This is a genomic window from Sporosarcina beigongshangi, assembly GCF_033485195.1.
GTDB lineage: Bacteria > Bacillota > Bacilli > Bacillales_A > Planococcaceae > Sporosarcina > Sporosarcina beigongshangi.
Genome location: NZ_JAWLIR010000010.1, coordinates 60,117 through 84,047, shown reverse-complemented (window position 1 = coordinate 84,047; position 23,931 = coordinate 60,117). Strand labels below are relative to the sequence as shown.

Annotated in this window: 23 protein-coding genes and 1 other RNA gene; 19 read left to right on the top strand and 5 right to left on the bottom strand. The window is 42.2% G+C overall.

Features of this window, described 5'->3' with window-relative positions; genetic code table 11:
• Window positions 1-224 precede the first annotated feature (224 nt).
• The 8 genes from R2B77_RS07535 (at window position 225) to R2B77_RS07500 (ending at window position 9,967) form a co-directional block, all read left to right on the top strand.
• On the top strand, window positions 225-596 hold the full coding sequence (locus R2B77_RS07535; protein WP_203246494.1) for a YppE family protein: 372 nt from the start codon (window positions 225-227) through the stop codon (window positions 594-596).
• Window positions 593-2,875 (top strand): DEAD/DEAH box helicase, encoded by a 2,283-nt coding sequence (locus R2B77_RS07530; RefSeq protein ID WP_212391112.1) that lies wholly within the window; start codon window positions 593-595, stop codon window positions 2,873-2,875. Before R2B77_RS07535 ends, R2B77_RS07530 begins: the two co-directional genes overlap by 4 nt.
• Window positions 2,865-4,139, top strand: a complete 1,275-nt coding sequence (locus R2B77_RS07525; protein WP_203246495.1) for a ribonuclease H-like domain-containing protein — start codon at window positions 2,865-2,867, stop codon at window positions 4,137-4,139. Before R2B77_RS07530 ends, R2B77_RS07525 begins: the two co-directional genes overlap by 11 nt.
• Before the next feature lie 69 nt (window positions 4,140-4,208).
• Window positions 4,209-4,505 carry a cell division regulator GpsB gene (gene gpsB / locus R2B77_RS07520; RefSeq protein ID WP_203246496.1) on the top strand — a complete coding sequence of 99 codons (297 nt, stop codon included), beginning with the start codon at window positions 4,209-4,211 and terminating at the stop codon, window positions 4,503-4,505.
• Between the two features lie 64 nt (window positions 4,506-4,569).
• Window positions 4,570-4,952, top strand: an RNA gene (gene rnpB / locus R2B77_RS07515) — RNase P RNA component class B.
• Between the two features lie 164 nt (window positions 4,953-5,116).
• Window positions 5,117-6,244: a THUMP domain-containing class I SAM-dependent RNA methyltransferase gene (locus R2B77_RS07510; protein ID WP_203246497.1), complete on the top strand. Its 1,128-nt coding sequence runs from the start codon at window positions 5,117-5,119 to the stop codon at window positions 6,242-6,244.
• 71 nt (window positions 6,245-6,315) lie between these two features.
• Window positions 6,316-8,226, top strand: a complete 1,911-nt coding sequence (locus R2B77_RS07505) for an ATP-dependent DNA helicase (RefSeq protein WP_203246498.1) — start codon at window positions 6,316-6,318, stop codon at window positions 8,224-8,226.
• Between the two features lie 241 nt (window positions 8,227-8,467).
• Complete coding sequence (locus R2B77_RS07500) at window positions 8,468-9,967, top strand: carboxypeptidase M32 (RefSeq protein ID WP_322555670.1); 1,500 nt, start codon at window positions 8,468-8,470, stop codon at window positions 9,965-9,967.
• Between the two features lie 48 nt (window positions 9,968-10,015).
• On the opposite strand, the gene R2B77_RS07495 is transcribed toward R2B77_RS07500, so the two are convergent.
• Complete coding sequence (locus R2B77_RS07495; RefSeq protein ID WP_203246499.1) at window positions 10,016-10,471, bottom strand: chemotaxis protein CheX; 456 nt, start codon at window positions 10,469-10,471, stop codon at window positions 10,016-10,018.
• A 162-nt stretch (window positions 10,472-10,633) separates the two neighbouring features.
• Here R2B77_RS07495 and R2B77_RS07490 point away from each other — a divergent pair, with 162 nt between their 5' ends.
• The 3 genes from R2B77_RS07490 to R2B77_RS07480 are packed head-to-tail and all read left to right on the top strand — an operon-like array spanning window position 10,634 to window position 15,662.
• A complete protein-coding gene (locus R2B77_RS07490) occupies window positions 10,634-14,236 on the top strand; it encodes a dynamin family protein (RefSeq protein WP_203246500.1) in 3,603 nt (1,200 codons plus the stop codon).
• Window positions 14,237-15,058 carry a sulfurtransferase gene (locus R2B77_RS07485; protein WP_203246501.1) on the top strand — a complete coding sequence of 274 codons (822 nt, stop codon included), beginning with the start codon at window positions 14,237-14,239 and terminating at the stop codon, window positions 15,056-15,058.
• 13 nt (window positions 15,059-15,071) lie between these two features.
• A complete protein-coding gene (locus tag R2B77_RS07480; RefSeq protein ID WP_203246502.1) occupies window positions 15,072-15,662 on the top strand; it encodes a metallophosphoesterase family protein in 591 nt (196 codons plus the stop codon).
• A 27-nt stretch (window positions 15,663-15,689) separates the two neighbouring features.
• Here the strand turns inward: R2B77_RS07480 and R2B77_RS07475 are convergent, their stop codons facing one another.
• Window positions 15,690-16,079 carry a ribonuclease HI family protein gene (locus tag R2B77_RS07475; RefSeq protein WP_203246503.1) on the bottom strand — a complete coding sequence of 130 codons (390 nt, stop codon included), beginning with the start codon at window positions 16,077-16,079 and terminating at the stop codon, window positions 15,690-15,692.
• Between the two features lie 84 nt (window positions 16,080-16,163).
• Between R2B77_RS07475 and R2B77_RS07470 the strand changes: the two genes are divergently transcribed.
• Window positions 16,164-16,352: a zinc-finger domain-containing protein gene (locus R2B77_RS07470; RefSeq protein WP_203246504.1), complete on the top strand. Its 189-nt coding sequence runs from the start codon at window positions 16,164-16,166 to the stop codon at window positions 16,350-16,352.
• A 40-nt stretch (window positions 16,353-16,392) separates the two neighbouring features.
• On the opposite strand, the gene R2B77_RS07465 is transcribed toward R2B77_RS07470, so the two are convergent.
• Entirely contained in the window at window positions 16,393-16,602 is a 210-nt protein-coding gene (locus R2B77_RS07465; RefSeq protein WP_203246505.1) for a cold-shock protein, read from the bottom strand.
• Window positions 16,603-16,749: 147 nt separating this feature from the next.
• On the opposite strand from R2B77_RS07465, the gene R2B77_RS07460 reads away from it, so the two are divergent.
• A complete protein-coding gene (locus R2B77_RS07460) occupies window positions 16,750-17,382 on the top strand; it encodes an HD domain-containing protein (RefSeq protein ID WP_203246506.1) in 633 nt (210 codons plus the stop codon).
• Window positions 17,383-17,463: 81 nt separating this feature from the next.
• Here R2B77_RS07460 and R2B77_RS07455 read toward each other — a convergent pair whose 3' ends face one another.
• Window positions 17,464-17,835, bottom strand: a complete 372-nt coding sequence (locus R2B77_RS07455) for a DUF2500 domain-containing protein (protein ID WP_203246507.1) — start codon at window positions 17,833-17,835, stop codon at window positions 17,464-17,466.
• A 183-nt stretch (window positions 17,836-18,018) separates the two neighbouring features.
• Between R2B77_RS07455 and R2B77_RS07450 the strand changes: the two genes are divergently transcribed.
• Both R2B77_RS07450 and R2B77_RS07445 read left to right on the top strand, forming a co-directional pair.
• Entirely contained in the window at window positions 18,019-18,402 is a 384-nt protein-coding gene (locus R2B77_RS07450) for a CidA/LrgA family holin-like protein (RefSeq protein ID WP_203246508.1), read from the top strand.
• Window positions 18,393-19,082, top strand: coding sequence for an LrgB family protein (locus R2B77_RS07445; RefSeq protein WP_203246509.1), 690 nt, complete (start codon window positions 18,393-18,395; stop codon window positions 19,080-19,082). Before R2B77_RS07450 ends, R2B77_RS07445 begins: the two co-directional genes overlap by 10 nt.
• 70 nt (window positions 19,083-19,152) lie before the next feature.
• On the opposite strand, the gene R2B77_RS07440 is transcribed toward R2B77_RS07445, so the two are convergent.
• On the bottom strand, window positions 19,153-19,698 hold the full coding sequence (locus R2B77_RS07440) for a transcription repressor NadR (protein WP_322555673.1): 546 nt from the start codon (window positions 19,696-19,698) through the stop codon (window positions 19,153-19,155).
• A 198-nt stretch (window positions 19,699-19,896) separates the two neighbouring features.
• On the opposite strand from R2B77_RS07440, the gene R2B77_RS07435 reads away from it, so the two are divergent.
• The 4 genes from R2B77_RS07435 to menC are packed head-to-tail and all read left to right on the top strand — an operon-like array spanning window position 19,897 to window position 23,844.
• Window positions 19,897-20,757, top strand: a complete 861-nt coding sequence (locus R2B77_RS07435) for a MurR/RpiR family transcriptional regulator (RefSeq protein ID WP_203246511.1) — start codon at window positions 19,897-19,899, stop codon at window positions 20,755-20,757.
• Window positions 20,754-21,890 (top strand): M20 peptidase aminoacylase family protein, encoded by a 1,137-nt coding sequence (locus R2B77_RS07430; RefSeq protein WP_203246512.1) that lies wholly within the window; start codon window positions 20,754-20,756, stop codon window positions 21,888-21,890. Before R2B77_RS07435 ends, R2B77_RS07430 begins: the two co-directional genes overlap by 4 nt.
• A gap of 4 nt (window positions 21,891-21,894) precedes the next feature.
• A complete protein-coding gene (locus R2B77_RS07425; protein WP_203246513.1) occupies window positions 21,895-22,719 on the top strand; it encodes a GNAT family N-acetyltransferase in 825 nt (274 codons plus the stop codon).
• Between the two features lie 12 nt (window positions 22,720-22,731).
• Window positions 22,732-23,844, top strand: a complete 1,113-nt coding sequence (gene menC, locus R2B77_RS07420; RefSeq protein ID WP_203246514.1) for an o-succinylbenzoate synthase — start codon at window positions 22,732-22,734, stop codon at window positions 23,842-23,844.
• Window positions 23,845-23,931 lie beyond the last annotated feature (87 nt).

Below are 23,931 nucleotides of genomic sequence, written 5' to 3'. Positions count from 1 at the left end.
TTATGGTGCGTATTGTAAGCTATCTATTACCGCTAATGTATCCCGCGCATGAAAGGAGTACTAGTGACAGTTGTCATATCTAGTCGAATATTTGTCGACGCTGCCATAAATTGAACATAATTCGTACGATTCGAATATAACGAGGAATATACGTTCTTGTTAAGATGGTACAACCCCCTCATTTCTGCTAAAATAAAAGAAACGTCCGGAAGGGGTGTATGAAGTTGAATTTACAACAAAAGACTGAAAGATTACTTGCAGTTTGCAGGGAATGTTTCGAACGCCACGCACAAATGAGGGAACTCAATCGAGAGCCTGATTTTTTCATAGAAGTTAAACCATATGCCGATCAATATCATACATTGTTGGATGAATGGACAGAGGAAGTATCCGAATTCATCAAGACAGCGAAGCCGAAATATGTCCATCCCGTTCAAATTGACTCCTTAAATGATTCGATGAAGCAGTTTATTGTCCAGTCCTTTTATCAGAAGACAGGGAAAAAACGTTTCGTCTTATCCATTAATTCTGCCGAATATACGTTTAAAACGATTTTAGATGCAATTGAAGTTGCTAATAATGAGGATAGAGCATGATGAAGCAACCAGCTATTCACGAAGTGCTGGAAAAGTTACGGCAGGATCCAGACTTTTCGCCGAATGTGGCTCATTATAAAACGATTGCAGGGAAAGAGGCTGTCTATGCTGAATTCCCAAGTGAGCTTCATCCATCGATTATCAAAGCATTGGCGTCCAAAGGGATTCATCGACTATACAGCCACCAACGGGAAGCGTTTGAATTGGCTTCTGCGGGGGAGTCATTTACGGCGGTTACACCGACAGCTTCGGGAAAATCACTCTGTTATCATCTACCTGTCATGCAAAGTATTTTGGAGGATGAATCTTCACGAGCAATTTATTTATTCCCAACAAAAGCATTGGCGCAGGATCAACTAGCCGATCTTCATGAATTAATTGAAGCGAGTGAGGAAACGATTCTCAGTTATACCTATGATGGAGATACAGCGCCAGGACTACGTTCTAAAGTAAGAAAGTCTGGCCATATCGTATTGACGAACCCAGATATGCTACATTCGGGGATTTTGCCGCATCATACGAAATGGGTATCGTTATTTGAGAACCTGAAATATATTATCATTGATGAGCTACATACGTATAAAGGTGTGTTCGGGAGTCATGTGGCCCATGTACTGCGCAGACTACAACGAATCTGTCACTATTACGGTAGCGATCCCATGTTCATTTGTACATCGGCGACCATTGCCAATCCACGGGAGCTTTCGGAGTCATTGACGAATAAGGACATGCAATTGATTGCCAACAACGGAGCACCTGCGGGGAAAAAGCATTTTATATTTTATAATCCACCAGTTGTTCATCCGACGTTTGGCATTCGGAGAAGTGCTGTTTTAGAGGTGCGAGACGTTGCGGCATTGTTGTATCGAGAAGGCATTCAGACGATTATTTTTGCGAAAAGTAGAGTAAGAGTTGAAATGCTTGTTACTTATATGAAGGAACTGACGAAGAAAAAACTGTTCGATGAGACGGTGATGGGCTATCGGGGAGGTTATTTACCTTCTGAACGACGCAAGATTGAAAAAGGATTGCGTGAAGGAACGATTCGCACAGTTGTTAGTACGAATGCATTGGAGCTTGGCATTGACATCGGGCAATTGCAGGCGTGCATTATGACCGGTTACCCGGGAAATATTGCAAGTGCTTTTCAACAAGCAGGGCGCGCAGGGAGGCGACAGGAAGAAGCGTTGATTATTTATGTCGCCCAATCTGTCGCGCTCGATCAATACATTATTGAACATCCTGATTATTTGTTAGGCCAATCACCCGAAGAGGCACGCATTCATCCAGATAATATGTTCATTTTAATGGATCATCTGAAATGTGCTTCATTTGAATTGCCTTTTTCATCGACGGAAACTTATGGAGAGTTTGAAGTACAGGAATTACTAGCTTTTCTTGAAAGTGAAGGAGTCCTCGTCAAGACGACAGACAAATGGCATTGGATGACGGAGCGTTTTCCAGCAAGTGAAGTAAGCCTGCGTTCTGCCTCTCAAGAAAACGTCGTCATTATCGACAAAACCCATCCGAAAGCTACAAGAGTTATCGGCGAGATGGATCGCTTTAGTGCGATGACGCTTCTTCACGAAGAAGCTATCTATATTCATCAAGGAACGCAATTCCAGGTCGAGATCCTCGATTGGGAAGAAAAGAAAGCGTACGTCACTGAAATCGATGTCGATTACTTCACTGATGCTAATCTAGCAGTAGAATTAAAAGTGATGAATGAAGATCAAGTGCAGTCATTTGGACAACGTGAGGCGGCATACGGTGATATTGCCGTGCTCGCGATTCCGACTATTTTCAAAAAAATCCGATTCGATTCTCACGATAATATCGGCTCTGGGCAGATTTCATTGCCAGCAGAAGAGTTACATACATCGTCTACTTGGTATACCTTCGATATTCCGGAAGGGTGGACGGGTGCCGGCTTAACGGATGCGATGACAGGTGCGGCTTATGCCATTCAGTCATTCATCCCACTCTTTGTGCGCTGTGATAAAACGGATATTCACGTCGTGCCACAAGTGAAAGCTATCCATTCTGGCAAGCCAACCTTCTTTATCTACGATAGTTATCCGGGCGGTATTGGGCTGAGTGAGAAAATATTTGATCGTTGGGATGAATTATTACGCCGGGCAGCTGATCATGTATCGTCATGTCGTTGTGCATCGGGATGTCCTGTGTGTATCGGTGCGCAAGAGGCGGGAATAGGCATGAAGCAAGATGTCCGTTCTTTGTTGCAAGAACTAGCAGGAGGATCCCACTATGTCCTATGAACAAAAGCTGATGCAGATGAAGAAAATGCTGAAAAAGACGGATAGTAAAGTCGCGCCCGAAGTTGTCAAAGTGGTTGCACAAGCTCCTACTTATGAGCAAGCATGGCTTGACGCAGGACTGACTAAAGAAGTGAACAAGCATGGCATTGTTTATAAGCGCATTGTGGAATATGCCAAAGACTATCAGCATGGCGATATTGTTCTTTCAGGATTGAAGTCGACATTGGAAGAGTGGAAGAAATCAGGTGAAGCGCATCCTTTGTCACCGGATTTTTCGAAGCCACTCGTTTTTTTCGATACAGAAACGACAGGTTTAAAAGGAGCTGGAACGCTCATTTTTCTCCTCGGTTTTATCGTTGAGACAGCCAGCTCTTTTAAACTAACACAATATGTTTTACCAGGGCCGGACCATGAAGCTGCCTTCTTATATGCATCGAAATTATGGGAAACATCGACGACACTTGTGACGTATAACGGTAAAAGTTTCGATGTTCCCCAGCTAGAAACGCGTTGGACGATGAATCGCAAAGAAATTCCACCGTTGCTCGAACATACACAGATTGATTTGTTACATGGCTCTAGGCGCATTTGGAAAGATGAAATGGGGACGTTTAGACTGCCGGCGATTGAGGAAGAGAAATTAGGCTTCCTGCGCGATGGAGATATTCCAGGTCATATGGCGCCCATTATATATCAGGATGCGGTGAAAAATGGTCGTGCGGAACTTCTGATGAAGGTACTCGTCCATAATGAATGGGATATTCTTTCGCTTGTTGCGCTGTATATTCGTTCGACGGATCTACTGTTGAAGACGGAAACCCCTGAATCGGCGATTTCGCATACGAATATCGGGAAATGGTTCGCAGATTTGAAGTCACATGAGCGGAGCAAGCAAGTTTTTGAAAGTACCATCGCAACTTATGGTGTTGATCATCCCGCAACGCATTTCCACTTTGGTTTTATCCTAAAAAGGGAGCAGCAATACGAGGATGCTGTTGCTTCCTTTACGATTGCCGCAAATGGCCTGACTGGACGTGAACGGATCATTGCGCTTGAGGAATTAACGAAGTTGTATGAGCATAGATTAAAAGAGTTGAACAAAGCATTGGAGATAACACAAGAGGCAATTTGGTTGTTGCAAGTAGCCACTGATTTAACAGAAGCGTTCCAGCACCGTCTAGGAAATGATTTTGCGAAACGGGAAATAAGGATTAAAAGAAAATTATTTCCCGGGCAAGCGCATAAAATGACAAGTGGAGATTAATTAAGACAAAAGCAGACAAATCATGGTATACTGAGTGATATGTAAACAGAGATGGAAGGGCGATTTTTCATGGATACTAAACTGGATTCAAAAACAATTCTTGAAAAGGAATTTAAGGTAGGGCTTCGAGGCTATCAGCAGGAAGAAGTCGATCTATTCCTTGATGATGTCATTCAAGATTATGAAGCTTTTAAAAAGACCATTGTAGAATTGCGTACTGAAAATGCGCGTATGAAAGAAGAGTTAGCAGAAGCACAAAAACGTCCGTCGGCAGGAAGCGCGGGCACAACAAATTTCGATCTTCTAAAACGTATTTCCAATTTGGAGAAGCACGTATTTGGTAGCAAGCTGTTCGATCAAGAATAAAAAAATGCAGTGCAACTATGTTGTAAATGTACTAAAAGTACTGTATACTAATTTTATCATAGTGTAATTTAGGTAATCGCTGCAACGCCTAAGTTGTAGAGGAAAGTCCATGCTCACACGGCTCTGAGATGACCGTAGTGTTCGTGCTCGGCGAAAGAATAAGCCGTGGCTTCACGCATCGCGTGTTGACGGCGGGAATAAATCCTAAGTCTTCGGATATGGATGAGGTTCCCTGAACAGTGCCACAGTGACGTAGCTGATTCGGAAACGGGTCAGATGGAACGCGGTAAACCCCACGAGTGAGAAACCCAAATTATGGTAGGGGCACTCTTCTGAAGGAAATGAACTGATGAAGGGACAGACAGCTGTCTGTAGATAGATGATTACCACCCTAAGTACGAGGCGTGAGCCGTTTGAGTACGCGGGAACAAAACATGGCTTATCGAATTTCCTATGGTATTATGGTTACATCGAATGCTCTCCTATATAATATGGAGAGCTTTTCTTTTTGATTTTAGATGACTTTAGCGAATAGAGTCCCTTTAGCATAGACAATAATAATGAAAACGATAGTGAAATAGTTGATGGAATAGGATTGGAGCTGGATAGGCATGAGTGAATTTAAATTGGTGGCTACGTCTGCAATGGGGTTAGAATCCATTGTTGCGGATGAGGTGAAAGCATTAGGTTTTCAAACGACTTCGGAAAATGGCAAAATTTATTTCCAAGGTGATGCATTAGCGATTGCGAAAACAAATATGTGGCTGCGCGTAGCAGATCGGGTGCGCATTGTAGCAGGCGAGTTCCATGCAACAACGTTTGATGATTTGTTCGAGCAGACAAAAGCGATTCCGTGGGAACGTTTTTTACCGGTAGATGCAGCATTTCCGGTTGCAGGAAAATCTGTGAAATCAACATTATACAGCGTGCCGGATTGTCAGGCGATTGTTAAAAAGGCAATTGTTGAACGTCTAAAGATTGCTTATAAACGAATTGGTTTCTTGGATGAATCTGGACCTTTGTTCAAATTGGAAGTGTCCATTTTGAAAGATAAAGTGACGCTGACGATTGACTCGAGTGGCACAGGGCTTCACAAACGCGGCTATCGCGTTGGACAAGGTGATGCACCGTTGAAAGAAACAATGGCGGCAGCACTTGTCAAATTGACACGTTGGAATCCGGACCGTCCTTTCGTTGATCCGTTTTGCGGTTCTGGTACGATTGCGATTGAAGCAGCGATGATTGGGCAAAACATTGCTCCTGGCTATAATCGTGACTTCTCGGCAGAACAATGGCCCTGGATTAACAAAAGTATTTGGCATCAAGTGCGTGAAGAAGCAGAGGATATTGCAAAATACGACCAACCTGTTGATATTACAGGTTCTGATTACGACCCTCGAATGGTTAAAATCGCACAGGAAAACGCAGCAGAAGCTGGTTTCATGGATTTGATTAATTTCAGACAGTGTGATGTAAGGGATTTGACTGTCGATGGTTTGAATGGTGTTATGGTGGGCAATCCTCCATATGGTGAGCGTCTCGGTGAAGTAGAGGAAGCGGAAGATATTACACAGGAGCTGGGTCGTATTATGAAGAATTATCCGTCTTGGTCCGTTTATATGCTGTCTTCATTGGAAAACTTTGAGACAATGTATGGAAAAAAAGCAACGAAAAAGAGAAAATTATTCAATGGCTTTATCCGCACTGATTTGTATCAGTTCTGGGGACAACGCCAATAATCAATAGATTAAGGTATGTGGAAGAGGACAAGCCCTCTTCCTTTTGCATGTAAATTAGGAAGGGGTTTCATATGAAAAGTAAGATGCCATTCCCATTATCTAAAGAAAAATCATTTTATGAGTCATTGAATGATTGGATAGGGGACACGTTGTACGATGATTTAACCGAAAAAGGATTTGAATGCCGTGATGAACAAATCTATATGGCGTTTCAAATTGAACAGGCGCTGAAGGAGAAGAAAGTGCTGTTTGCAGAGGCGGGTGTAGGAACGGGGAAGACAATTGCTTATTTACTACCTGCGATTGCCTATGCGCGATATACGGGGAAACCAGCCCTCATTTCATGTGCGGATGAGACGCTCATTGACCAGCTCGTCAAAGAAGACGGAGATATCCGCAAAGTGGGTGAGGCGCTTGGGCTAGATATTGACGTGCGTTTGGCTAAGTCACGCGACCAATATTTATGCTTGAAACGCTTGGAGGAAACGGGCAATACGTCGACAGAAGAGTATATTGAGTGGATTGAAGATAGTCTTCCAGAATTCGTGCATGGCAATGCTTCCTTGCAATCTATTCATCCTTATGGAGAGCGTTCTGATTATCCAGCTTTGAGTGATGAACAGTGGAAAACAGTGAATTTCCACCCGATTCAGCAATGTGCAGCATGTGATATTCGTAATCGCTGTGGGCAAACGATTCACCGTAACCATTATCGTGAAGCAGTTGAACTAGTTATTTGTTCGCATGACTTCTATATGGAGCATATTTGGACGAAGGAATCGCGAAAGCGCCAAGGACAATTGCCGTTACTGCCAGAAGCTTCGATGATTGTTTTTGATGAAGGGCATCTTTTGGAGTATTCAGCACAACGTGCATTGACGTATGAGGTGCAAAATAGCACATTACTGAATTTGCTAGAGCGTATCATGGTGGACGGCATTCGTGAGAACACGTTGCAGCTTATGGAGCGTCTAATTGATACACATGAAGCCTTTTTCACACTGCTTGATAAGCTAGCAGATGATTCGGATAATGAACGTAAAGCGATTGAGAAAACAGCTGAATTACTGGCGATTGGTAAGGAATCCGTTCAAATCTCGACGGCACTTCTTGAAGAGTTCGTATTTGATGGAGAATTGTTTATCATTCCAGAGTATGATTTGAAAATGGTTGAAGAATATTTGGATCAATACATCTATTCGATGGAGCTGTTTACGTCACAAAATGATGCAGTCGATTGGTTGGAAGAACGTGAAGGCGAGTCGACGCTTGTTATCATGCCGCGCCTTGTGACAGATATTTTAAGAGAAAAATTGTTTTCATCGAAAACACCGATTGTCTTTTCATCTGCAACATTGTCAGTAGGAGAACAGTTTACCTATTTGGCAGACGGCTTAGGTATCCAAGACTTCCTATCATTTTCAGTGGAATCGCCATTTGACTATGATGAAGTGATGAAAGTTTTTGCGACGGATGTTGAGGTTGGAGGCAAAGCACAGCGTGCGCTTGAGCTATTGGAAGACGGGGAGCAAACACTCATCTTGTTCAAGTCAGAACGGGCGATGCAACAGTTTAAAGATCAAGTTCCTGCTAACTGGCAAGACCGCATTGCTTTTGAAGGGGAACGGGAATTATCTTCGATTGTCCGTGAGTTCCAGCAAAAGCAAGTCCCTGTTCTTTGTTCGTATCACTTATGGGAAGGCTTAGACATTCCGCAAGATGCATTGACGCGCGTCATTATTTATGACTTGCCGTTACCACCTTCGGATCCATTGTTCGATGCAAGACGTCAGCATGCGAAAGATCCTTTCCGTGAAGTGGATTTACCTTTCATGCTGCTCAGATTGCGCCAAGGTGCAGGACGTCTGATCCGAACGTCTGCCGATTCTGGAACGGTTCATTTGCTACTTGAAGGCGAAGAACAGCGTATGAAGGCTGAAATTGAGGGGATTTTCCCTGTTCAGATGAAAATGACGAATTAATAACAGATATACGGCTCTCCTGGTACAATGGGAGGGCCTTTTCTTATATATGTTGGGTAGATGTCCAAATTTAACTGAGCGTAGTCGCCTTAAAAGGGAAAATGCAAAGGAGTAACTAACTAGGCTGGAGGCATCCCCAAGCGCCGAAGCGGAATTCTGTAAAATCACTCATTCTCCAAACTATAGGACAGTAAAGAATTATGTTAAAATAAAGACAGGGTATTACGAGGGAGGAATTAATTTGACGACTGAAGCGAACTTTTTAGCGTTGCTGAAAAAAATGAGTGCTTATTCTGAGGCACTGAACATTATGTACTGGGATATGCGGACGGGGGCACCGAAAAAGGGTATTGCGGCGCGGTCTGAGGCAGTCGGTACATTGTCATCTGAATTGTTTAAAATGAGTGTCTCTGAAGAAATGGGCGGCTATCTAGATGAGTTAGGGAAAAAGATGGATTCGCTCGATCCGATTATCGCTAAAACGGTTGAAGCAGTAAAAGAAGAGTATGATCGAAGTGAAAAAATTCCAGCAGAAGAACATCGGGAATTCGTTGTGTTGGCCTCGCAAGCGGAATCCGCATGGGAAGAAGCGAAAGACCAAGCAGATTTCGAAAAGTTCCTGCCTTATCTCGAAAAAATTGTTGCAACGAAGAAAAAATTTATCGGCTATTGGGGTGTGAAGGATGGCAATCCTTACAATACATTACTCGACCAATACGAGCCGGGCATGACAACGGATATTATCGACAAGGTATTTAACCAGTTAAAGGAAACGATTGTGCCGTTAGTGAAGAGAATTTCGGAATCTGGTAAACAGCCGGACACTTCTTTTTTATTCAAGAAGTTTCCAAAAGACGGTCAAAAAACATTTAGCCATGATATTTTGCAACAACTTGGTTATGACTTCGAGGCAGGACGTTTAGATGAAACCGTCCATCCCTTTGAAATGGGCATCAATCTTGGCGACGTGCGTATCACAACCAAATACGATGAGCATGATTTCCGTTCAGCTATATTTGGAACAATACACGAGTGTGGTCATGCATTGTATGATCAAAATATTGATAAGGCGCTTGATGGATTACCGATTGCGCAAGGAACGTCGATGGGCATTCACGAATCACAATCATTATTTTTTGAGCAATTTATTGGCCATAACGAAAATTTTTGGACGTATAACTTCGACCTATTAAAGAGCCGATCACCTGAACAATTTGAAGGTGTATCATTGGAGGAGTTCTTGCGCGCTATTAATTATTCCAAGCCGTCCTTAATTCGAATTGAAGCAGATGAATTAACGTATCCACTTCATATTATGATTCGTTATGAAATTGAAAAAGGCTTATTTAACGGAGATTACGAAGTGAAGGATTTGCCGCAAATATGGAATGACAAGTATGAAGAGTACCTTGGGGTCCGTCCAGAAAATGATGGAGAAGGTGTTCTGCAGGATGTTCACTGGGCAGGTGGTGACTTCGGTTATTTCCCTTCCTATGCGCTAGGTTATATGTACGCGGCACAGTTGAAGGTAGCGATGCTAAAAGACATTCCGAACTTTGATGAGCTATGTGGACAAGGGGAATTCACTCCTATTTTAGGCTGGTTAACCGAGCATGTACATCAATACGGCAAAATGAAAAAGCCGTTGGAGATCATTCAAGATACAACAGGTGAAGGACTAAATGCTAATTATTTGGCTAATTATTTGTCCGAAAAATATACAAAATTATATAATCTATAAATAAAAAAGTGCTGTATCATTCATCGGTGAATGGACAGCACTTTCTGTTTAGGCTTCGTCAATTGTCAGTAGAACATTCAGCATTGAACCATCTTCAAGTCTCACGGGAAGCTTGAATGCTTGTTTGAAACCAAAGAACTTCATTGTCCCAGTCATAACAGTTGGGGGAGAAATATCAAGAATAAGGCCATCTTTTTCAAGCAACGTACATAAATTTCCGGCAACCATATTGCCAAGTTCACCGGTAAAGGACTCAACCATTTCGCCTTCAATGGACATACCAAACATGGCCTGTCCAATCTGACCAATCACTTCGGTAGTTGTCTCAAGAATTAAACGCCCTTTTATCCCGCCAACAAGTCCGATTAGTACACTAATTTCTTTTTGTTCATAAGGCTGTACGGTCATTGATGGAGATAAAACATCTAATTTAACTGGGATGACAGTTGTTAGAGAGGCAATAGTACCATTTAAAATCATTTGAACATGTTTAGAAGTGCTCACTTAGCTTCCCACCTTTTAAAATTTATAATAGTCCAATCATACCATAGTAAACTATTGATAATGCAATATTCGACAAAATTCCTCGATTTATTTTTTTCCATTAGTTGAGTTAAGAAAAATGGTATGATAGGAACAGCAATTGATGAAGGGACCGAGTGAACAATGCAAGAACTACCACAGTTAATTAAACAAGCAGCTACCTATGGTCAGCTCTTTATAGCACATGACGATGAAGAACGATTTAAGAAAACAGAACTATTTGCGGCGAAATTAATCGATAAAGAATATACAATCGGATTTGCGGGCCATTTCTCTGCGGGTAAATCATCTATGATTAACGCATTGACGGGGGATGATTTGCTGCCATCCAGTCCAATCCCTACGAGTGCCAATATCGTGAAGGTGCGAAAGACTGATACAGATTACGCTGTTATTTACAGGACAGATGGCACAGCTGTGAAGTACGGTGGACATGGCTTCCCAGCAGCCATCAAATCATTTAGTAAAGATGGCGTGGCCGTTTCGCTAGTTGAAATTGGACATACGGGATCTCAATTACCAGAAGGCATTACGGTGATGGATACGCCCGGTGTCGATTCAACGGATGATGCGCATCGTTTATCAACAGAATCTGCACTCCATTTGGCAGACCTTGTTTTTTATACGATGGATTATAACCATGTACAATCGGAATTGAATTTCCGTTTTACGAAGGAATTGATGCGTTATAACGATAACGTTTATTTAATCATCAACCAGATTGACAAACACCGTGACAGTGAACTGTCATTTGAAGATTTCAAACAATCGGTTGAAGATTCATTTAAAATGTGGGGCGTCGTACCGAAAGGAATCTTTTATACATCATTGAAGGATGTGGACCATCCACATAATGATTTCAGTGCTGTGAAAGCGATTGTCGATGGCTCGATGGAAAATTGGCAGCAACGCTTTGTCGAAAATGCGAAGCAAACGCTTATCAAATTGAAAGATGAGCATAGCCAATTTTTAGCTGATGAAATCGAGGAACGAAAAAATACCTATTCCACAGTTGTTGCGGAAAGTGAATGGCAAAGCCAAGATGAATTACAAGAAGAAGTGACAGAATCTAAAAAAATGTTAACTCTTTTGTCGGGCGATGAATTTGCTACAACATTTGAAAATGAGCGCAATAGTCTGATGCAAAGTGCGGCGATCACACCTTATGAAACCCGTGAACTGTTAAAGGCTTATTTGGAGTCATTGTCCTCTCGTTTCAAAGTCGGTTTACTTTTCGGTGCAAAAAAGACAGCAGAAGAAAAAGAGCGTCGTAAACAAGCATTAGCCAATAACATGGGGGAACTCGTCCACGCTCAAATAGAAGTTCATTTAAAAACGCTTATGAAAAAGTCATTGAAAGAGGCCGGTATTTTAACGGATGAACGGTCGCTTACGATTGACGGAATGGACTTGTCCATTCCTTTTGCGGATATTGAAAAAGAATTCAACGTGTCAGATGTTATTACAGGTGACACCGTGCTGAACTATTCTGAACGGATGAAAACGGCTATTCACGCTACATTCCGTCGACTAACAGACGAATGGAAACATGATATGGCGCTAATTGCATCGACAGCAGGCGACGACAATGCCGGTATGCTTGAGCAGAAGGTACGTCGGTTGGATGAAAAATTACAAGCGATAAGGAAAGTTGAAGAGGTAGAAGTCCAATTAGCTACCCTCGAAACAAGTATGGAAAGTCCATCGAAGTCGATAATTACAGGGCGAGATACACTCCTTCAAAAATGGGAGACTCGTGAAACGCTTCAAACGATGGAATTCACTGAAGAGCAAGTAACGAGTATTCCAGAAGAAATAATAGAGAATAATGAAAACGTTGAGCAGCCAGAGCTGACAAAAATGACTTCTGATTCGGAAAAAGTCGTTGCACAAGCGATTCAAGTCGCACATTCAGTTGAAAGTATTCCTGGTTTTCTGGAAACAGCTGACTATTTACGTAAGAAAGCGGATCGGTTGGATGGGCAAGAATTTACCATCGCATTATTTGGTGCATTTAGTGCAGGAAAATCTTCATTTTCCAATGCGCTTATCGGTGAAAAAGTATTGCCGGTTTCACCGAATCCTACAACCGCGGCGATTAACCGTATCCGCCCTGTTTCTGCCGGTAAAGAAGACGGAACAGCGGATGTTCTGTTAAAAACGGAGGAACGTATGCTAGAGGATGTAAGCCGCTCATTTGAAGCATTAGGTGTTGATGTTTCAGAATTGAATGAGGCCTACCAAAAGGTAGATGAAGCCCTTCATACGGAGTTGCAGGATGAAAACCTCCATATCCATAAAGCATTTGTCTCTGCTTTCCAGAAAGGCTATCCGATTTATAAAAATGAATTGGGTGCAATTATTAAAGCTGAGCGGGATGAATTCGTTAAATTTGTTGCGCAAGAAGATCGTAGCTGTTTTGTTGAATCTATCGATTTTTATTATGACTGCGAGTTAACGCGAAAAGGAATTACACTTGTTGATACCCCCGGGGCTGATTCGATAAACGCGCGTCATACAGATGTAGCATTCGAATATATTCGAAATGCCGATGCGATTTTGTTCGTCACGTATTATAATCATGCCTTTGCCAGAGCGGATCGGGAATTCCTTGTCCAACTAGGACGGGTGAAAGATGCGTTTGAGCTCGATAAGATGTTCTTCATCGTCAACGCGATTGACTTGGCTTCCAATGAGGAGGATGCGGAGGCAGTCAAAACCTTCGTTTCAGATGAACTGCAGAAGTTCGGTATTCGCAATCCGAGGGTCCATGGCATTTCAAGTTTACAAGCACTTGAGGCCAAAGTGGAAAATCGACTGGATCCATTTATGTCACCATTCGAAGAGGAGTTTCATCATTTCCTTGAAAATGATTTAAAAGGACTCGCTGTGCAGGCGTTGGAAGAGGAAACAGTGAAAACGATTGAGCGCCTGTCGTCACTGATTTCACGGACGGAAACAAATATGACGCGCAAAGCAGAGCGGCTAGAAGAGTTAAACAAAATTGAGGGGGAAGTGCGTCAGCATTTTGCTTATAATTTTGCAGAAGTGTTAAGGAAAGCGACGAATAACGAGCTAAGTGAGCTTGTCTATTATATTTTACAGCGAGTATTTCTACGCTACGGTGATTTTTTCAAAGAGGCATACAGTCCATCTATCTTCGTCAATAACACGGCAGATCGGGCACTGAAGGCGGCACTTGCTGAAACGGTTCAAATGATTGGCTTTGATTTGACGCAGGAGCTGAAAGTGACCAATTTACGGATGCTTAATTTCATGAAAAAACAATTGAATGAACGTCAACGCATTGAAGTAGCTCATTTACATGACAAAGATAGCTCCATTGTACCTTCTCCATACGAGGCGCAGGATGCGGATATGCTGTCATTTGATGCACCGTACACAGACCCAAGTGTTTACGCCCGTGTCAATAAGTTATTCAAAAATCAAAAAGCGTTCTTTGAAAAAGGAGAACGAGATCTATTGAAGGACCAGCTGGAGGAATTGCTCAAGCAAGACGCCTCTACTTATCTCGGACATGAAAAAGAATTGCTTGAAAAGTGGACGGATAGTTGGATTGACAGCGAAGCAGAAGGGCTTAGACAGCATTTGTTAAAGGAAAGTTTGACACAAATTGCTTCGGAACGAACCCTTTTACAAGGGACTGACCAGCTTAATGAATGGCGTGCTGTTTATGAAAAACTACTAGTGAAGGAGCTGGTTTAATTGACGAAGGTATTTGTTTCCGTAAAAGATGTGGACTCTCGTGTTGCGAAATGGATTGACACTCGGTTTTCCTTGCAGGATGTGCAGGAAGGTCAGCGGAAGTATGCGCAAAGTCATGTATCAGGAGCAGTGTATTGGGACTTAGAGCGTGATATGTCTGATATGACAAAAACAGCTGGACGTCATCCAATGCCGGAGAAGGAAGCCTTAACGGATCTTTTCCGTAAAAGTGGACTGTCGTTAGATGACCTTATCGTCATTTATGATGATGGAGGTAGCCCATTTGCCGCTCGTGCTTGGTGGCTGTTGCAATATGCAGGATTCAGTCATGCTGTTATCGCGCTCGAAGGATTTGAAGCGATTAAGCAGGCTGGTATTTCGGTTGACAGTACACAACCAGAGCCTATCGAAACTTTAGTTTCTCCTACTTGGAATGAAGGGATTTATGCATCTCGCCAGTTCGTCGAGGAGACAGTTGCCGGTGAAACATCGAGTGTTTTATTAGATGCTCGCTCTGCCGAACGCTATCGTGGTGAAAAAGAGCCGATAGATCCGATTGCGGGACGAATTCCGGGTGCGCTGAACTTTGACTGGGAACTGCTGAAAAAAGAGGGCATCTATAATATGGATGAGGCGGTCAAAGCACAGCTGTCCCAAGTAGTGGCTCCAGCACAACAAGTAACCGTTTATTGCGGGAGCGGTGTGACTGCGGCGCCATTATACGCCATGCTTAAGCATAATGGCTTTGACAATGTTCGTTTATATGTCGGTAGCTATAGTGACTGGATTTCACAAGAAGCCGCCAACATTGAGAAAGATTGAGGGGACTATACTTATGCGCTATGCATTACTAGGTGACATTCATTCATCCAAACAGGACTTAGAAAAAGTTTTAGCTGATATTTTGGCCAAAGCACCGGGAGCGGAGCTGATGGGAACGGGTGACTTGTTTGAATGCATCATTAGTAAAAAGAATATTACGGATAATAAATTTACAAATCTTGAAGAGGTTATGCTAATTCCTGAAGGTTTTCCGGAGTTATTAAGATTTCCTTCAGTAAGTGGCAATCAAGAGGATCGTATTTTATGGATTACAGAAACGGATAATCCACTACGGGCAAAATTAGCAGCGTTGCCAGAAACAATAGAAATGGGTCACGCTAAAGTGATGCACGGCCATCAGTGGCGTTGGGGAGGCGAACCATGGGCATTAGTTCATGAAAGCGTTGAGCAATCATTTGTTTTTTATGGGCATAGCCATCAATCAGGTTTGTCAATCAACGGAGTTCAACAAGAAATCGAATACGGCATTCCGTACAGTGTTGAAGGCGAGAAAGTACTCGTTAATGTCGGGGTGGTTATCGGGGATTGTGAATGGCTATTGTACGATGTGGAGGAACAAACAGTTACTTTTATGAAAGTATAATGAAAAAAGACTGAAGCAAGTTTGGCTTCAGTCTTTTCTATGAATCGCTTCTCTCGCTAGCGCATCCGCCGCACGATTGTCAGCGTCTGAAATCCATTTGATGAAAAAGAAATCAAATGTTGTGGCGATGGCAAGAATTTGTGCCAAAATATGTTTATGGGCTTCATTCTTCACAAATTCTTTTTCTACAGCCATAACAACAATTTGGGAATCGGAACGCACGGATACAATACCTGTCGTTAGCTTGGCGGCTTCTTCCATGCCGCGAAGTAAGGCTTGGAATTCAGCAGAGTGATTATCTGTCGGTGCAATCGGTTCAGAAAATCTTAGCTGATGACCTTCACCTTTAATGTAGATGCCAATGCCACTTTTTCCCGGATTGCCAGCGCTGGCACCATCGACGTATACTTCAAGCATATTTGCCACCTCAATTTAATTGAATAGTTGTGTCTTCGGAGAATGCGTATTAGAATAGAGGAATCATGTTTGTGGAGGAAGGTTATGAATAAAACAATAATTATGAGTGAAATAGATGGTATTTTAACTAGTTATTGTGAAGGCTGTTTCTTGAAAAAGCAGCTGTCCAAAGAGCGGGGAAAGACAGGTGCACATCAGTTTTGTATTAAGACCTGCACGATCGGCGAGCAGCTTCAGTTTTTGGGGCGAGAGATTAATAAAATCGGAAAATAATATCCCGCTGGAACTTGCATCAGCGGGATTTTGTGTTCAATCATTCATCTCCAGATTTTAAGACATTCGCCGCCTGAGGACCTCGATTTCCTTCGATAATTTCGAAAGATACAGTTTGCCCTTCGTCAAGCGTTTTAAAGCCTTCTGATACAATACCGGTAAAGTGGACGAACACATCTTCCCCGTCATCCGCTTCGATGAAACCATAGCCTTTTTCATTGCTGAACCATTTCACTTTTCCCTGGTACATGTAGACTCCTCCTCGGCGTTTCAATGTCCAATCCATCATAACATGGATGATTTAACTATACATGAATCGACAATTTGCGTCAATGATATGCCTGAACTTTCTGAATGGGTTGTACAATATTTTATTAATTAAAAATGGGGTGAATTTATGGAAGTACTATTAGATAAATGTCAGCAAATTGTTGAAGGAATTTACAATCAGTTTGATGCAAGTCATGATTTTGCGCATATTGAACGCGTATTGAAAAATGCGGAAGAAATTTTACAAAAAGAAGCAACTGCGAATGAGGAGGTCGTTCGTCTAGCCGTTTTGTTGCACGATATTGATGATGCAAAATATCAAACGGAGGGGCAGTTAACGGCTACAGATATTTTACAGACAATCGGTGCATCAGAAGATTTGGCGCTGCAAGTCTTAGCGTGTGTAGAAAGTGTGTCATTCAGCGGTGGTAATGCTAAGGAGCTTACCTCGATTGAAGGGGCAATTGTTCGCGATGCAGATCGTTTGGATGCGATTGGAGCAATTGGTATTGCGAGAACGTTTGCATTCGGTGGGGCAAGAGGTAGAAAGCTTTATGACAAAAGTGAAACGGCACGTGGCAGTATGTCTGAAACGGAATACCGTGGGAAGGAAACCGCGTCGGTCACGCATTTTTATGAAAAATTGCTGTTGTTGAAAGAATTGATGGTGACAGAAGAGGGCAAGTGCTTAGCAGAGCAACGGCATGATTATATGGTAGGTTTTTTGAAGCAGTTGGAGCGGGAAATCGGATTGGAATAGAAGGTTGAATCGGACACTATTACAAGCAACAAGCGCCACAGCGACTGGATTTGCTATGGCGCTTGTTTGTTTTATTGTATTTTAATCATTCACTACGCGTTTAAATTCGAGATAGCGCGTGCCTTGGAATGTCAGCATTCCCACATCTCCTTCGGCAAGCATACCGTATTCAGAGCCTTTCATGCCTAACTCCATGCGGTCGCCACTTTCGACTTGAAAGGTGACATAATACCATGTGCTAGCAGAAGAGTCACCCGATCCGCCGGATGTATTGGTGCGCTTGGTAACCACTTCAGCAGGTACGGTTAGCTTTGGTGAGTTGTTGTTTTTACTCCACTTACTAATACTACCTATGATTGCGACTAAAATAAATCCAAACACAATAATAAATACGATGCCGATGAAGATTGGAACAGCCGAAAACATGAAATCACCAAATGGATCAAATCCCATTTACAATCACCCCTTACATTTAAGTAGAATAGTTTTTATACGTTCTAGGTTAACTAATAGTTTCAAAACTTTCATACTATCAAAAAAATCCCTCTTTGATATTTACAACCTACTTCTCTATACTAATATAAATAGTCGGGAGATCCATCTATATATTTAGACAAAATGGGAGGGGGAATAATAATGAAATATGTGAAAATCATTGCACAAGTCATTTTATTATATAGTTTTGTACTTGTAGGCAACTGGCTACAAAGTTTTTTTCACATACCTCTTCCAGGTAGTATTATTGGGCTGCTATTACTATGGGCGGCTCTGTCGTTGAAAATTTTCCGACTACACTGGATTGAAACGGGCTCTTATTTTCTTTTATCCTTTATCCCGCTTTTTCTTTTACCTGCGACAGTCGGGGGGATGGACTATGGACATATTTTCAAAGGCAAAGGCTTTCTGTTAATCCCGATTACAATAATTAGTACATTTTTGACGATGTGGATTTCGGGCTATACAAGTCAATTCATTGCTCGGAAAGCGGCTAAAAGGAGGGGGGAAGTACCATGCGAATAATGATGCTGACCGTCCTTTTTTTCTTCATGACAATCTCCACGTATATGGTGATGAATTTCTTCTATGTAAAATATCGTCGTTCTTTTTTAATTCCCATCCTGACATCGACAGTTACTGTAATTGTAATCCTTCTGTTGTTCAAAGTCCCTTATTCAACGTATATGATTGGGGGCAAGTGGCTGGATGTATTGTTAGGTCCAGCAATCGTTGCATTGGCCATTCCGTTATATAAACAGCAGGATTTGCTTAAAAGGAATGTACTCCCGATTATTGGAGGAGTGTTAATGGGGGTACTTGCTGGAATGGTGAGTGGCGTGTTGTTTGCCAAGTTATTCGGTTTTTCACAAGATGTAATTTTATCATTATTACCGAAATCCATTACAACGCCTATTGCAATCCAAATTACAGCGGCAGTAGGAGGTATTTCTTCATTAGCAACTGTATTTGTCATGATTGCAGGTTTTTCGGGAGTCATTTTCGGACCGATGTTGTTTAAATGGACTCGAATCGATACGGCGATGGGGCGGGGCATAGGTTTAGGAGCTGGGGCACATGCACTTGGTACATCCAAAGCGTTGGAACTTGGTGAGCAGGAAGCGTCGATGAGCTCGGTTTCCATGACATTATGTGCTATCATCGGTTCTATTCTAGGTCCAGTTTTCGTGTGGCTGTTTTATTGATATCCGCAGGCGAGCGAAATTGAGCGAGCAGGGAGTCTAAATGCTCTGCTCGCTCAATTTCGGGTATCTGTCATTCGACGAGGATACCCGCTTTTCGTAATGCATCTTCGGCATTTTTTATTTGCTCTTCATTGTCTGCGACGATGGTGTGAAGGTGGATACCTTCTTCCGTCAATTTCGATAAGTAAACCGCACTCGACTCACTAATTCTTTTAATAAATTGTTGCACCTCATTGCGATTAGCTACCATGATTGAGGCGCTAAGATCCCCGTAAACAGGATGTTCGATTTTTACGTCTTTAACAGTAACACCATTGTCGACAAGAATATTCAATTCCTCTTCGGTCTGCTCCGGTTTGTGTTGACAGACGATTACTTTTTCGATTTTACTCGGTGTTGTTTGTGTATGCATATAAATGTAGCCTTGACTTGTCGCAATGATTGGCTCATTTTTTGCTTTAAGCAATGTAATATCCCCGACAATAACTTGGCGACTGACATTGGTCATTTCTCCAAGCTCTTTCCCTGTCATTGGTTGAACAGATGCTTGCAATGTGTCAATAATCAATTGACGGCGTTCATGTCCAGGCATTTTTTTATTTTCACTCATGCTAATCCCTCCAGCACTTTCATTTTAACATAATTGGCAAGAAGGCACGCTGTTCGGCGAATAAATCTGAGCCACTGATACAAATATCAGAAAATAGTTTGAATTCTGCTAACGTTTGTGGTAAGTTAATTTATAATAAATATGAAGTTTAAACTTCATTGTATAAAATAAAAAAGGTATCACTTCAAAAAAGGAAGTTAGAAAATGACATTAAAAACACGTATTCATGAACAGTACAACCAACTGTCGAAAAGTCAGAAAAAAGTTGCGCTCTATGTCATTGATCATCCGAAAAGAGTTGCGATGGCTTCAGCGCAAGAGGTTGGGGTGACCATTGGCGTCAGTGAAACGACAGTTATCCGCTTTTGCTATAGCCTGGCTCTTTCGGGTTATGCAGAATTGCAGAAGATGACACGTGAACAATTGTTTTCGCAGGAAAGCAGTCTGACAACCTATCAAGAATCCAAGCTTGCACTGGAGCAAGAACCTCATTTTTTTGAAAAAGTGATGGAGCAGGATCAGAGATATATTATGGAGACAATGAAACAAATAAAAGAAGCAGATTATGAAACGGCCATTGAACGCCTTTCTACAGCTGAGACGGTCTATGTTCTTGGCCTTCGTTCATCGTATACCGCAGCCAATTGGCTTTCTTATACACTTGGTTTAGTGAGGGAAAATGTCCAGTTGTTGCGACCAGAAACGGAAGATGTCGTTCAAACGCTGAGTCAAATGAATGATCACTCCGTTGTCATTGTCATTTCATTTCATCGCTATTTAAAAGAAACGATACAAATAGCGCAATTGGCTCATAAGCAAGGTGCATTCATGATTGGCATCACGGATTCTTTGTTGGCACCGATTCATGCGTTTAGCGATGTGCTATTCCCGATGTATTCTCCAAATAAGTCGACGCTTGATGCAACAGCTTCTTTGTTTTCATTTATGAATGCGATTGTTGCCGGGTTGTCTGTAAAAGAAAAAGAAAGTTTCGAAAAACGACAGCAAACGTATCAATCAATATCGAGTGATTTCTTATTTGTTGAAGGAGTAGAAGGAAATTGAAAACTGTATTACAAGAAGTGAAACCAACAGTCGAAGAGTTGTTCAATCATTTGCATGCACACCCTGAAATCAGTTGGCAAGAAGTTGAAACGACGAAGTATCTAAAACAATTGATGGAGAATGAAGGACTTCAAGTGACGACATTCGATGATTCTACGGGACTAGTTGCGACAATGGGGACTGGAGAGTATTGTGTAGGGCTTCGTACGGATATCGATGCACTCTGGCAAGAAGTCGATGGGGTTTTCCAAGCGAATCATTCATGTGGTCATGACGCGCATATGACCATCACGGTGGGTGCGTTGCTTGTACTGAAAAAACTCGGCTACCCGAAAACAGGTCGATTGAAAGTGATTTTTCAACCTGCCGAAGAAAAAGGGACAGGTGCATTGTCGTTCGTGGAAAAAGGTGTCGTTAACGATGTCGATTATTTGTATGGCATTCATTTGCGCCCGATTCAGGAAATCAGTCATGGTTACTCAGCACCTGCCATTTTGCACGGTTCAGCAAAAATGATAAAAGGGTCAATTATTGGAACAGATACGCATGGAGCAAGACCGCATCTCGGTCAAAATGCCATTGAAGTGATGGCTCGTCTTGTTCAGGCGATTCAGTCCATCCATGTCGATCCGACGGTGCCGCACTCCGCGAAAATGACGATGTTTCAAGCGGGGGGAGAGTCGGCGAACATTATCCCGGGAAATGCAAGTTTCAGCCTGGACCTCCGCGCGCAAACAAACGAAGTCATGGATCAGCTGATGAGCCAGGTGGCAAAAGCCATTCATGCGGTTGCGGCGATGTCTGATGTTACCATTGATTATGAAGTGCAAGCTGAAATTGTGGCAGCTCAAGTGGATGAGATTGCGGTAGAACTGATGGCAAATGCGATAAGGGAAACAGTCGGTGAAGCGTTTCTAGCACCGTCCATCGTTACGCCAGGTGGCGAGGATTTTCATTATTACACGTTAAAAAGGCCGACTGTCAAAACGACGATGCTCGGTCTTGGATGCGACTTGTCGCCAGGGCTTCATCATCCGAACATGACATTCAATCACGACAGTATACAAACGGGTATTGAAATACTCGCACGAACAGTTATGCATACGTTTGAGCTGTTAGAGAAGGGGCAGTGAGTTTATGGAAGCGAATCTATCCATACGCAAATTAGAAACGAATGAAGAAATGAGCTGGGTCCAAACGCTCGAGCAAAAAGTCTGGGGAATTCACCCCATTCCAACACACCAAACCTTTACAGCAGTGAAAAATGGTGGATTAATGTTAGGGGCATTTTCTGGTGAAGACATTGTCGGTTTTTCTTATGCTTTCCCTGGATTCAGTAAAGGGAAAACGTATTTATGCTCACATATGCTTGGTATTCATCCGGATTATCGGTCAATCGGAATTGGCAAGCTTTTGAAAGAGGAACAGCGAAGACTTGCCTTGGAGATGGGCTATGATTTAATGATTTGGACATTTGACCCGCTGGAAAGTCGCAATGCGTATTTAAATATGTCGAAATTATATGGGATTTGTGATACGTATTTAGAAAATTGTTATGGTGAAATGGAAGACGGCTTGAATAAAGGACTTCCGTCTGATCGACTGCAAATCGAGTGGTGGATTTCAAGTGAACGAGTGAATGAGAAATGGACGCCGAAAATTACTGGATATGTTCAACCGTTTGCAGTAGGCTATTCTGCTCAAGGAAATCCAACGATTGAAGTGGAGCCGGCGAAGATTCCGACAAATAGTGAAGGTATTGAAGTTCCTGTGCCAGAAGATTTTCAGTTCATCAAAAAAACAGAGCCAAGCCTTGCGCTAGATTGGCGACTGAAAATCAGGACTGTTTTTCAAACATTGTTCGGCGCTGGTTATGTAGCGGTAAGCGTTAAAAAAACCGACGAGGGCGTTCATTACTACCAATTTGTAAAAAGAAGCACTGTTCCATTACAAGTTAAATAGGAGGAAATCTAAATGATTATTAAAGAAATTAATATTCGTAAAATGAAAATGACGATGAAAAACCCGTTTACAACAAGCTTTGGTACGTTTCAGGATAAGGATTTTCTCTTGCTCGAAGTGAAGGATGAGCTTGGCAATACAGGGTGGGGGGAGTCGGTTGCCTTTCATTCACCTTGGTATAACGAAGAAACACTCGAAACGAATGTGCATATGATTAAAGATTTTTTAATTCCACTCGTACTGGGGAATGAAATTAATCACCCGGATGAGGTGAGTGAATTGTTCAGTGCCATTCGTAAAAATAATATGGCGAAGTCGACTGTTGAAGGTGCGATTTGGGACCTGTATGCCAAGCGCAATGAACTGACTTTGGCACAAGCTTTAGGTGGAAAGCATGAAAGAATAGAAGTTGGCATAAGTATTGGTATCCAGAAGAATGTTGCTGAATTAGTCGCGACTGTCGGAGGCTTTATTGAGGAAGGTTATAAACGTATTAAAGTGAAAATTAAACCAGGCTATGACGTAGAGATTATACGCGAGCTTCGTAAAAATTTCCCAGACGTTCCGCTTATGGCGGATGCCAACTCGGCTTATACACTTGAAGATGTGGAGCTGTTAAAACAGTTAGACGAATTTAATTTGACAATGATTGAACAACCGCTTGCTTCAGATGACATCATCGATCATGCCACACTTCAAAAACAGTTGAAGACACCCATTTGTTTGGATGAAAGTATTCATTCTCTGGAAGATACGCGAAAAGCGATTGAACTGGGGAGCACAAAAATCATTAACATTAAAATTGGTCGTGTCGGCGGCTTGACTGAAGCGAAAAAAATTCATGATTATTGCATGGAACGCAACATTCCGGTTTGGTGTGGCGGCATGCTCGAGTCAGGTATCGGGCGCGCTCATAACGTTGCGCTAACTACACTACCAAACTTTATTCTACCTGGCGATACAGCAGGCTCATCTCGTTATTGGGAACAAGATGTCATTTCACCAGAGGTTGTTGTTGAACAAGGCTATATTACAGTTCCAACGGCATATGGGATTGGCTATGAGCCAAATCTTGAAGCGATGGATAATTTCACAGTGGAAGAAATGCATTTTAAAGCGGAATAAGTAGATTGGGTGAGCATGTTCACCCACTGCGCTTATAGTATTCAGAATATATATTTTATTATGGGGTAATTGAATCAATTTTATAAT

Coding starts and splice junctions, on each gene's coding strand:
- R2B77_RS07530 (WP_212391112.1), top strand. CDS start 593: ATGATGAAGCAACCAGCTATTCACGAAGTGCTGGAAAAGTTACGGCAG.
- R2B77_RS07525 (WP_203246495.1), top strand. CDS start 2,865: ATGTCCTATGAACAAAAGCTGATGCAGATGAAGAAAATGCTGAAAAAG.
- gpsB (WP_203246496.1), top strand. CDS start 4,209: ATGGATACTAAACTGGATTCAAAAACAATTCTTGAAAAGGAATTTAAG.
- R2B77_RS07510 (WP_203246497.1), top strand. CDS start 5,117: ATGAGTGAATTTAAATTGGTGGCTACGTCTGCAATGGGGTTAGAATCC.
- R2B77_RS07505 (WP_203246498.1), top strand. CDS start 6,316: ATGAAAAGTAAGATGCCATTCCCATTATCTAAAGAAAAATCATTTTAT.
- R2B77_RS07490 (WP_203246500.1), top strand. CDS start 10,634: ATGCAAGAACTACCACAGTTAATTAAACAAGCAGCTACCTATGGTCAG.
- R2B77_RS07480 (WP_203246502.1), top strand. CDS start 15,072: ATGCGCTATGCATTACTAGGTGACATTCATTCATCCAAACAGGACTTA.
- R2B77_RS07475 (WP_203246503.1), bottom strand. CDS start 16,079: ATGCTTGAAGTATACGTCGATGGTGCCAGCGCTGGCAATCCGGGAAAA.
- R2B77_RS07470 (WP_203246504.1), top strand. CDS start 16,164: ATGAATAAAACAATAATTATGAGTGAAATAGATGGTATTTTAACTAGT.
- R2B77_RS07465 (WP_203246505.1), bottom strand. CDS start 16,602: ATGTACCAGGGAAAAGTGAAATGGTTCAGCAATGAAAAAGGCTATGGT.
- R2B77_RS07460 (WP_203246506.1), top strand. CDS start 16,750: ATGGAAGTACTATTAGATAAATGTCAGCAAATTGTTGAAGGAATTTAC.
- R2B77_RS07455 (WP_203246507.1), bottom strand. CDS start 17,835: ATGGGATTTGATCCATTTGGTGATTTCATGTTTTCGGCTGTTCCAATC.
- R2B77_RS07450 (WP_203246508.1), top strand. CDS start 18,019: ATGAAATATGTGAAAATCATTGCACAAGTCATTTTATTATATAGTTTT.
- R2B77_RS07445 (WP_203246509.1), top strand. CDS start 18,393: ATGCGAATAATGATGCTGACCGTCCTTTTTTTCTTCATGACAATCTCC.
- R2B77_RS07435 (WP_203246511.1), top strand. CDS start 19,897: ATGACATTAAAAACACGTATTCATGAACAGTACAACCAACTGTCGAAA.
- R2B77_RS07425 (WP_203246513.1), top strand. CDS start 21,895: ATGGAAGCGAATCTATCCATACGCAAATTAGAAACGAATGAAGAAATG.
- menC (WP_203246514.1), top strand. CDS start 22,732: ATGATTATTAAAGAAATTAATATTCGTAAAATGAAAATGACGATGAAA.